This window comes from Gemmobacter sp. LW-1, assembly GCF_001303875.1.
GTDB classification, from domain to species: Bacteria; Pseudomonadota; Alphaproteobacteria; order Rhodobacterales; family Rhodobacteraceae; genus Gemmobacter; species Gemmobacter caeni.
This window is the reverse complement of the sequence record NZ_LJSC01000008.1, coordinates 23,526-32,855: the sequence shown is the minus strand read 5'-3', so window position 1 is coordinate 32,855 and position 9,330 is coordinate 23,526. Positions and strand designations below refer to the sequence as shown.

8 protein-coding genes are annotated in these 9,330 nt (G+C 64.9%); 5 read left to right on the top strand and 3 right to left on the bottom strand.

Annotated elements, in window-relative coordinates:
- The coding region (locus tag AO684_RS01270; RefSeq protein ID WP_054300936.1) for a LysM peptidoglycan-binding domain-containing protein at positions 1 to 221 on the top strand (221 nt) is incomplete at its 5' end.
- On the opposite strand, the gene AO684_RS01265 is transcribed toward AO684_RS01270, so the two are convergent.
- Positions 181 to 585: a helix-turn-helix transcriptional regulator gene (locus AO684_RS01265; protein WP_082400630.1), complete on the bottom strand. Its 405-nt coding sequence runs from the start codon at positions 583 to 585 to the stop codon at positions 181 to 183. The two genes, AO684_RS01270 and AO684_RS01265, sit on opposite strands and share 41 nt — an antisense overlap.
- 96 nt (positions 586 to 681) lie before the next feature.
- On the opposite strand from AO684_RS01265, the gene AO684_RS01260 reads away from it, so the two are divergent.
- On the top strand, positions 682 to 2,517 hold the full coding sequence (locus AO684_RS01260; RefSeq protein WP_054300935.1) for an ABC transporter ATP-binding protein/permease: 1,836 nt from the start codon (positions 682 to 684) through the stop codon (positions 2,515 to 2,517).
- Between the two features lie 3 nt (positions 2,518 to 2,520).
- Here AO684_RS01260 and AO684_RS01255 read toward each other — a convergent pair whose 3' ends face one another.
- Positions 2,521 to 3,441: a calcium-binding protein gene (locus tag AO684_RS01255; RefSeq protein WP_054300934.1), complete on the bottom strand. Its 921-nt coding sequence runs from the start codon at positions 3,439 to 3,441 to the stop codon at positions 2,521 to 2,523.
- Positions 3,442 to 3,645: 204 nt separating this feature from the next.
- Between AO684_RS01255 and AO684_RS01250 the strand changes: the two genes are divergently transcribed.
- The 3 genes from AO684_RS01250 (at position 3,646) to der (ending at position 7,223) form a co-directional block, all read left to right on the top strand.
- Entirely contained in the window at positions 3,646 to 4,293 is a 648-nt protein-coding gene (locus AO684_RS01250; RefSeq protein WP_054300933.1) for a hypothetical protein, read from the top strand.
- 41 nt (positions 4,294 to 4,334) lie between these two features.
- Complete coding sequence (locus tag AO684_RS01245) at positions 4,335 to 5,681, top strand: PQQ-binding-like beta-propeller repeat protein (protein WP_082400629.1); 1,347 nt, start codon at positions 4,335 to 4,337, stop codon at positions 5,679 to 5,681.
- Positions 5,682 to 5,753: 72 nt separating this feature from the next.
- A complete protein-coding gene (gene der / locus AO684_RS01240) occupies positions 5,754 to 7,223 on the top strand; it encodes a ribosome biogenesis GTPase Der (protein WP_054300932.1) in 1,470 nt (489 codons plus the stop codon).
- A gap of 18 nt (positions 7,224 to 7,241) precedes the next feature.
- Here der and AO684_RS01235 read toward each other — a convergent pair whose 3' ends face one another.
- Positions 7,242 to 9,326, bottom strand: a complete 2,085-nt coding sequence (locus AO684_RS01235) for an ABC transporter ATP-binding protein (RefSeq protein ID WP_054300931.1) — start codon at positions 9,324 to 9,326, stop codon at positions 7,242 to 7,244.
- Positions 9,327 to 9,330: the final 4 nt, after the last annotated feature.

Sequence of the window (9,330 nt, the reverse complement as noted above, 5' to 3'; positions counted from 1 at the left end):
TGCCGGGCACGCGCCGCCTGGATCTGACGCAGGACGAGGCGGGCAAGCCGCTGCGGCCGGTCAGCGTAACGGTGCAGCCAGGCTTCACGCTGTGGCGCATCGCGCGCGAAAATTTTGGCGACGGCGTGCTGTATGTGAAGGTCTTCGATGCCAACAAGGATCAGATCCGCAACCCGGACCTCATCTATCCGGGTCAGGTGTTCCTGATTCCGGATCAGTGATCCGGGGCGCGGCGTCCCCTTCGGCCACGCGATGCAGCGCATGGCGGGCCGAGGCGCCGCAGCAGGCCAGAACCTGCGGATGATCCATGCAGCAATCGGCCAGCAGATAGGAAATCGCCCCGCCGATCCCTGACAGGTCGGCGCTGTAGATCACATTGCGCGACACCCGGCGCGAGCGGATCAGCCCGGCCTGTTCCAGCGCCGACAGATGGAAGGACAGGCGCGAGGCCGATAGCCCCAGCGTGCGTGCGATGTCACCCGCCGCCATGCCCTCGTCGCCGCGTGGCACCAGAAGGCGCACGAGGTCCAGCCGGCTTTCATGCGCCAGCGCTGACAGGGCCGAGAGGACTTTACTTCGCTCCATCCTTCAACTACTCGTGAAACGTTGAATTCACCCTGCATAGCCCGTCAGGGCCGCCCGATCAACCATCAGGGCAGGCCGCACGGGCAAGGATTTACGATGCGCCGACCCTCCGATTCCCTGACCTCCAGCGATGCCGAGACGCCCTCGACTTCGGGCTGGACCACCCTGCGCCGCGTAGCGCCCTACCTTTGGCCCGACAACGAGCCGTGGGTGAAACAGCGCGTGGTCATCGCCATGGTGATGCTGTTTGTCGCCAAGATCATCTCTGTCTCGACCCCGTTCTTCTATAAGGCGGCGGTGGATGCGCTGGCTGGTGACGCGCCGCCGCCCGCGCTGCTGGTCGGGCTGACGGCGGTGGGGATGACGGTGGCCTATGGCCTTGCCCGCTTTGGTGCGGTGGTCTTTGGCGAATTGCGCGACGCGGTATTCGTCAAGGTCGGTCAGCGCGCGCTGCGCAAGCTGGCGCTGGAGACCTTCACCCATATCCACGCGCTGTCGCTGCGCTATCACATCACGCGCAAGACCGGCGGTCTGAGCCGGATCATCGAGCGCGGGGTGAAGGGCGTCGATTTCCTGCTACGCTTCATGCTGTTTTCCATCGGGCCGCTGATCCTGGAACTGAGCATGGTGGCGGTGATCTTCTGGGTCGCCTTTGGCTGGCAATATATGGCCGTGGTTATCGTGACCGTGGCGCTTTACGTCGCTTTCACTTTCAAGGTCACCGAATGGCGGGTGCAGATCCGTCGCAAGATGAATGATCAGGACAATGACGCCAATCAGAAGGCCATCGACTCGCTTCTGAACTTCGAAACGGTGCGCTATTTCGGTGCCGCGAAGCGCGAGGCCGCGCGCTATGACAGCGCGATGGAGGGGTATGAAACAGCCGCGGTGAAGACCGGGCAATCGCTCAGCTTCCTGAATGCCGGGCAGTCGCTGATCATCACCACCGGGCTGGTGGCGGTGATGGTGATGGCGGCGATGGGGGTTCAGGCCAAGCTGCTGACGGTGGGCGATTTCGTCATGGTCAACGCCTACATGATCCAGATCACCATGCCGCTGAACTTCCTTGGCACGGTCTACCGCGAGATCCGGCAGGCGCTGGTCGATATGGGGCAGATGTTCGGCCTGCTGGCGCAACCGGCCGAGATCGTGGATGCGCCGCAGGCGACGCCGCTGGCGGTCGCGGGCGGGCATGTCAGGTTTGAGGGCGTTCAATTCGCCTATGACAGCGAGCGGCCGATCCTGAAAGGCGTCGATATCGACATTCCGGCCGGGCAGACCATCGCGCTGGTCGGGCCGTCGGGGTCGGGTAAATCCACCATCGGGCGGCTGCTGTTCCGCTTCTACGACGTGACTGGCGGGCGGGTAACGATTGACGGGCAGGACCTGCGTGACATCACGCAGGACAGCCTGCACGCCGCCATTGGTGTGGTGCCGCAGGATACTGTGCTGTTCAACGATACGATCTATTACAACATCGCCTATGGCCGCCCCGAGGCCAGCCGGGCCGAGGTGGAGGCTGCCGCCCGGGCCGCGAAGATCCACGATTTCATCCTGTCGCTGCCCGATGGCTATGACACCACGGTGGGGGAACGCGGGCTGAAGCTGTCGGGCGGGGAAAAACAGCGCGTGGGCATTGCCCGCACCCTGCTGAAGAACCCGCCGATCCTGCTGCTGGACGAGGCGACCTCGGCGCTGGATACCCAGACCGAAAGCGACATCCAGCAAAGCCTGCATGAAATGGGGCAGGGGCGCACGGTCATCACCATCGCACACCGGCTGTCCACCATCGCGGACAGCGACCGTATCGTCGTGCTGGAAGCGGGCCGTGTGATCGAGGAAGGCACGCATGAGGCGCTGCTGGCGCGGGGCGGCCGCTATGCTGCCATGTGGGCGCGGCAGGCCGCCGAGGACGAGGCCGAAGCCGCCTGAGGCTCAGGCGTCTTCGGATTCCGGTTTCAGGACAAGATCGTCGGTGGTCAGATGCTGGCCACCGATCACCTCGGCCACCACCACATCGTTGAAGCGGATGATGCCCGCAGTTCCCTCGTCATTGGCGGTGACCGAGATGTTCGGGGCGACCTCGTTGCCGTCAGTGTCGTATTCGGGGCGATAGAGCAGTTCGATCTGATCACCCGACCCGAAGTCATGCACCTGCGAAATCTGTCCGAAGCCATCCTCGCGATTGTCGAGCTGGAACAGGTCATCCCCCTCGCCGCCGGTGCCCTGATCACCCGCACCCATCAGCAGCGTATCGTTGCCCGCGCCGCCGAACAGCGAATCGAAGCCGTCGATCATCGTGGCATGGCCGTTCTGGCTGGAGTCGAAGTCCTTGCCGGACAGGTAATCATTGCCTTCGCCGCCATAAACCTCGTCAGAGCCGGTGCCGCCCAGAACGGTGTCGTCTCCTTCCTGACCAGCCAGCGAATCCTGTCCGCCGTTGCCGTGGATGTAATCATTGCCCAGGCCGCCCAGCACGATGTCATGTCCGATCCCGGCATCAATCGTGTCATTGCCCTCGCCGCCGATGGCAATGTCATCGCCCTCACGCATCATCAGATGATCGTCGCCTGCACCGGCATTGGCATAGTCATTGCCCGTCGAGGCATCGAGCGTGTCATTGCCCGCATTCAGGAACCAGGCGAGCGATTCCTGCTCGTCCGCGCTCAGATTGTCATCCTCTGCGGTGCCCTGAACCTCGTCGGTGTAATCATCAGCGATATACAGCGGGTTTTCGGTATCCGGGTCGGGTTCCGGCGCCTCGTCATCCGAGCCGCTGGAGCTGCCAAACCAATCGGCTTCATAGCCCAGAAAGAGCATGAAGAGACCGACATACATTGCCATATACACGTCCATGGCCGCACTCCGCTGGGCAGGCTAATTTCACTTGGGCCGACAATTGCCGGGGATTGTGGTCAATTATTGGCGAAACCGGCACGGTTTGGGGTCAGGCCGGAAACCGGGGGGCGGGTGGTCTGCCCGCGGGCACCGATCCCGGCGCGGGGCTTGGCAAATCCGCTTCCTTGCGTGTAAGACAGGGAAAATTCCGGGAGAGACCCATTGAGCAACCCCGAAAGCTTCATTGACGAGGTGACCGAAGAGGTTCGCCGCGACAAGCTGTTCGCGATGTTCCGCAAATACGGCTGGATCGGTGTCCTGCTGGTCTTGCTGATCGTTGGCGGTGCGGCCTGGACCGAATGGCAGAAGGCCCGCGCGCAGTCGCAGGCGCGCGCCTTTGGCGATGCGCTGCTGGGCGCGCTGGATGCTGATACGCCCGAGGCGCGGATTGCCGCGCTTTCTGCCGTCGAGGCAAAGGGCGACCAGGTGGCGCTGAAGGGTCTGCTGCTGTCCTCCGATCCGGTCAAGGACCGGGCGGGTGCATTGCAGGCGCTGGCTGCGGTCGAGGCGGACGCAACGCTGCCGCCGGTCTGGCGCGATCTGGCCGTGCTGCGCCGCGTGATCCTGCAAGGCGCCGAGGCACCGCTGGCAGATCGCCGCGCCGCGCTGGAACCGCTGGCCCAGCCGGGCCGTCCTTACCGGACCATGGCGGCGGAACAGCTTGCCTATCTGCTGATCGAGGAAGGCCGCAAGGATGAGGCGATCACCGCCCTGCGCGCGCTGACGCAGGATCAGGAGGCGCCGGGGGGCTTGCGCAACCGCGCCTCGCAGATGATTGTGGCCCTCGGGGGCGATCCGGCGCAGGGCTGACCTGCGCCCGCAAGCCAAGACGTTGCAACGGGAGAGACTCCGTGACCTTCATCAGACCCGCCGTCTCCGGCCTTGCCCTCGTTGCGCTGCTTGCCGCCTGCGAGAAAGAGGTGATCCTGCCGGGCGAGCGCTTTGGCACCCGCGCCGATCTGGAGGCCAGCATTCCGACGGCGGAGCGGCCCAATCCGGTCGATACCTCGGGCAAGATCGCCAACAGATCGGTGCCGATCGCGTTGCCCGCCGCGCAGGCGAATGCGGAATGGTCGCACCGGGGGGGCAATGCCCGCCACCTTGCGCCGCATGGCGCGCTGAGCGCCGCGCCGCAACTGGTGTGGTCGGCGAATATCGGCAAGGCCAACAGCCGGCGCAACCGCATCTCGGCCGCGCCGGTGATTGGCGGCGGCAAGGTCTATACGCTGGATTCCCGCATGGGGTTGCAGGCGACCTCGCTGGGCGGGGCGCCGGTCTGGACCACCGATCTGACGCCCGAAGGCGACCGCGCGAGCGAGATTTCGGGCGGCGGTCTGGCCTATGGCAATGGCCGCGTGTTCATCGCCACCAGCTATGGCGAGCTGATTTCGGTTGATGCGGGCACTGGCCGTGTGATCTGGCGCCAGCGCCTTGGTGCCGCCGTGGCGGGGGCCCCGGCTGTGGACGGCGATACCGTCTATGTGGCGGGCCGCGACAGTGCCGCCTGGGCTGTGGCGGTTTCCGACGGCAAGGTGCGCTGGGAAGTGCCGGGCACGCCGGGGGTGACTGGCATGACGGGCACCGCAGGCCCGGCCATTGCCGACCGCACCGTTCTGGTGCCGACTGTCTCGGGCGAGATGATCGCGGTGCTGAAGGATGCGGGGATCAAGACCTGGGGCGCCGCCGTGGTCGGCCAGCGTCTTGGCCGCGCCTATGGCATCGTCACCGACATCACCGGCGATCCGGTGATTTCGGGCCAGACCGTCTATGTCGGCAATGCCGCCGGGCGGACCTATGCGCTGGATGCCGCTTCGGGCGAAACCAAATGGACGGCGCCCGAGGGCGCGCTGGGGCCGGTGGTCGTGGCGGGCGGTTCGCTGTTCCTCGTGAATGACGAGGCGCAGCTGGTGCGTCTGGACGCCGCGACAGGGGATATCCTGTGGTCGGTTCCGATGCCCTATTTCGACAAGGAAAACCCGCGCAAGCAAAAGGCCATCACCGCGCATTACGGGCCGGTGCTGGCGGGCGGGCGCATCGCCGTTGCCTCGGGCGACGGGCTGCTGCGGCTGTTTTCCCCCACTGACGGCACACTGGTTGCCACCGCACCAATCCCCGGCGGGGCGGCGGCTCAGCCCGCGCTGGCGGGGGGAATGCTGTTCGTCGTCGGGGGCAACGGGCAACTTCACGCTTTCCGTTGACGCCGATCCGGTGTATCGGCCCCTCTTCGGTTTCAACCGGGCTTTGCCCGTGACACGCCCCCGGAGGGCAGGATGACCTTTACGCTCGCCGTTGTCGGCCGCCCGAATGTGGGCAAATCGACCCTGTTCAACCGTCTCGTCGGCAAGAAGCTGGCGCTGGTCGATGACCAGCCCGGCGTCACCCGCGACCTGCGCGAAGGCGATGCGCGGCTGTTTGACCTGCGCTTTACCGTGATTGACACAGCCGGTCTGGAGGAGGTGACGGATGACAGCCTGCAAGGCCGCATGCGGCGGCTCACCGAACGGGCGGTGGAACTGGCCGATGTCTGCCTGTTCCTCATAGACGGGCGGGTCGGTGTCACACCGTCCGACGAGGTGTTTGCCGACATCCTGCGCCGCAAGAATGCCCGCGTCATCCTTGGCGTGAACAAGGCCGAGGGCAAGGCGGGCGATGCGGGCGCGCTGGAGGCGTTCAGCCTTGGCCTGGGCGAGCCGGTGCGGCTTTCTGCCGAGCATGGCGAGGGGATGGAAGATCTTTATCACATCCTGCGTCCGGTCAGCGAAGAGTTCGAAGAACGCGCCGCGCAGGATGCGCCCATCGTCGATGTCGATGTATCGGAAGACGAGGCAGAGCTTGAGGCAGATGAAGACGCTCACAAGCCGACCGCGCGCCACCCGCTTCAGATCGCGGTCATCGGGCGCCCGAATGCGGGCAAATCGACGCTGATCAACAAGATCATCGGCGAGGACCGCCTGCTCACCGGGCCGGAGGCCGGGATCACCCGCGATGCGATTTCCGTGCGGAGCGAGTGGATGGGCACGCCCACGCGCATCTTCGATACGGCGGGCATGCGCAAGAAGGCCAAGGTCGTTGACAAGGTCGAAAAGCTGTCTGTGGCCGACGGGCTGCGCGCCGTGCGCTTTGCCGAGGTTGTGGTGGTGCTGCTGGATGTGGAAATCCCGTTCGAGCAACAGGATCTGCGCATCGCCGATTTCGCGGAAACCGAGGGTCGCGCCGTCGTGGTGGCGGTGAACAAATGGGATCTGGAAGGCGAAAAGCAGGAAAAGCTGGCTGAGCTGAAAGAGATGTTCGACCGCCTGCTGCCGCAGCTGCGGGGGGCGCCGCTGGTGACGGTTTCGGCCAAGACCGGCCGCGGGCTGGACCGGCTGCATGCCGCGATCCTGAAGGCGCATGACGTCTGGAACCGCCGGATCACCACCGCGCGGCTGAACTCGTGGCTGGGCGCCATGACCGAGGCGCATCCGCCGCCGGCACCGGGTGGCAAGCGCATCAAGCTGCGCTACATGACGCAGGTGAAGACCCGGCCGCCGGGCTTCGTGGTGATGTGTTCACATCCCGATCTGATGCCCGAAAGCTATCGCCGTTATCTGGTCAATGGTCTGCGCGACCATTTCGATATGCCGGGCACGCCGATCCGGGTGACGTTCCGCGGTCAGGGTGACAAAAACCCCTACCGTGACAAAAAGAACTGGGGCACGCCCTCGCGCCTGCGCAAGCATCTGGACAAGAAGAAAGACTAACCCGGCCCGGATCGCCGCCTATTCGGCGGCGATCTTGATGACCGGCTCCATCGTGGTCAGGGCTTCGTCCGACAGGTGGCACTTGATCTGATGCCCGCCCGCCAGATGCCGGACTGGCGGCACCTCGCGTTCGCACAGCCCGCCCGGCACCTGCGATTTCCAGCGGCAGCGTGTCTGGAACGGGCAACCCGGCGGCGGGTTCATGGCCGAAGGAATATCCCCCTCCAGCACGATGCGTTTCTTCTGCACATGGGTGTCGGCAATGGGCACGGCCGACAGCAGCGCCTCGGTATAGGGGTGGTAGGGCGGCTGGAACACCTGATCGGTGGTGCCCAGTTCGACCACATGGCCGAGATACATCACCATCACCCGGTCCGACAGGTAACGCACGATCGACAGGTCGTGGCTGATGAACAGCAGCGTCGTTCCATTCTCGCGCTGAATGTCCATCAGAAGGTCGGTCACGGCGGCCTGCACCGATACGTCCAGCGCCGAGACGGGTTCATCCGCCACCACCACCTTGGCGCCCCCCGCGAAGGCACGGGCGATACCGACACGCTGTTTCTGCCCGCCCGACAACTGGCGCGGCATGCGGTCGGCAAAGGCACGCGGCAGTTTCACCAGATCCAGCAACTGCAACATGCGCTCGCGCCGGTCTTCGTCTGACGCGCCCTGACCAAAGATTTCCAGCGCGCGGATGATCTGGCGGCCGACGGTCATCGAGGGGTTGAGCGTGTCGAACGGGTTCTGGAACACCATCTGCACGCCTGAAACGGTATCGGTGTTGCGTTTCTCGATGGGGGTATTCTGGATGTCGCGGTCATAGAGCATGATCTTGCCGCTGGTCGCGGTTTCCAGCCCCATCAGCACCTTGGCGAAGGTGGATTTGCCGCAACCGGATTCGCCCACGATGGCCAGCGTTTCGCCTGCGCGGGCCTCGAAGCTGAGCGTTTCATTGGCCTTCACCACCTTGGCCGGGCCGCCACCGAAGACGCCACCGCCGGTGACCTCGTAATATTTGCGCAGGTCTTCCATGCGCAAGACCACTTCGCCAATCTCGGCCTTGCCCTGCGTTGCCTTGGCGACCGGCGGCGCGGACCAGTCGATTTCGTTCACCCGCAGGCACCGGCTTTCGTGGCGGGGCCCAACCTCGGCCATCGCGATGTCGCCCGCATTGCAGCGGCCTTCCGCGAAGTAATCGCAGCGCGGCCCGAAGTTGCAGCCTTTCGGTCTTTCATGCGGCAAGGGGAAGTTGCCGGGGATGGCGACCAGCGGACGGCTGTTCTTGTCGGCGCCGGGCAGCGGGATCGAGCGGAACAGCGCCTGCGTATAGGGATGGCGCATGCGGTCAAAGACCTCGGCCACGCTGCCGGTTTCCACGGCCTCGCCGGAATACATCACGGTCAGGCGGTCGCAGACCTCCATCACCAGACCAAGGTTGTGGCTGATGAACAGCATGGAAGTGCCGTATTTTTCGGCCAGTTCCTTGACCAGATCGACAATCCCGGCCTCCACCGTCACATCCAGCGCCGTGGTCGGCTCGTCAAGGATCAGCAGCGCTGGTTTCGACATCAGCGCCATGGCGATGACGATACGCTGCTGCTGCCCGCCCGACAGCTGATGCGGATAGGCTTGCAGGATGCGGTCGGGGTCGGGCAGGCGCACATCGGCGACGATCTGGCGGGCCAGCGCCCAGGCCTCGGCCTTTGCCATGCCGCGATGGATCATCGGCACCTCGGCCAGTTGTGCGCCGATCCGCATGGCGGGGTTCAGCGAGGCCATCGGTTCCTGATAGATCATCGCTATTTCCGAGCCACGGATGCGGCGCAGCTCGTCATCCGACATCTGCGTCAGGTCGCGGCCCTTGAAGCGGATCGAGCCGCCGGTGATGCGACCGTTCTTGCCCAGATACCGCATGACGGCGAGCGCCACGGTCGACTTGCCGCAACCGCTTTCGCCGACCAGCCCCATCGCCTCGCCCGGCAGGACGGTGCAGGAGAAATCCATCACCGCCGGGATTTCGCGCAGCCGCGTGAAGAAGGAGATCGAGAGGTTCTCGATTTCAAGGATGGGTTGATCCGGGGTCCAGTCTGAACGTGTCATCGCA

What these genes read in the sequence shown, in the direction of transcription:
- der (WP_054300932.1), top strand. Translation starts at nt 5,754, where the DNA reads ATGACCTTTACGCTCGCCGTTGTCGGCCGCCCGAATGTGGGCAAATCG.
- AO684_RS01260 (WP_054300935.1), top strand. Translation starts at nt 682, where the DNA reads ATGCGCCGACCCTCCGATTCCCTGACCTCCAGCGATGCCGAGACGCCC.
- AO684_RS01265 (WP_082400630.1), bottom strand. Translation starts at nt 585, where the DNA reads ATGGAGCGAAGTAAAGTCCTCTCGGCCCTGTCAGCGCTGGCGCATGAA.
- AO684_RS01235 (WP_054300931.1), bottom strand. Translation starts at nt 9,326, where the DNA reads ATGACACGTTCAGACTGGACCCCGGATCAACCCATCCTTGAAATCGAG.
- AO684_RS01255 (WP_054300934.1), bottom strand. Translation starts at nt 3,441, where the DNA reads ATGGACGTGTATATGGCAATGTATGTCGGTCTCTTCATGCTCTTTCTG.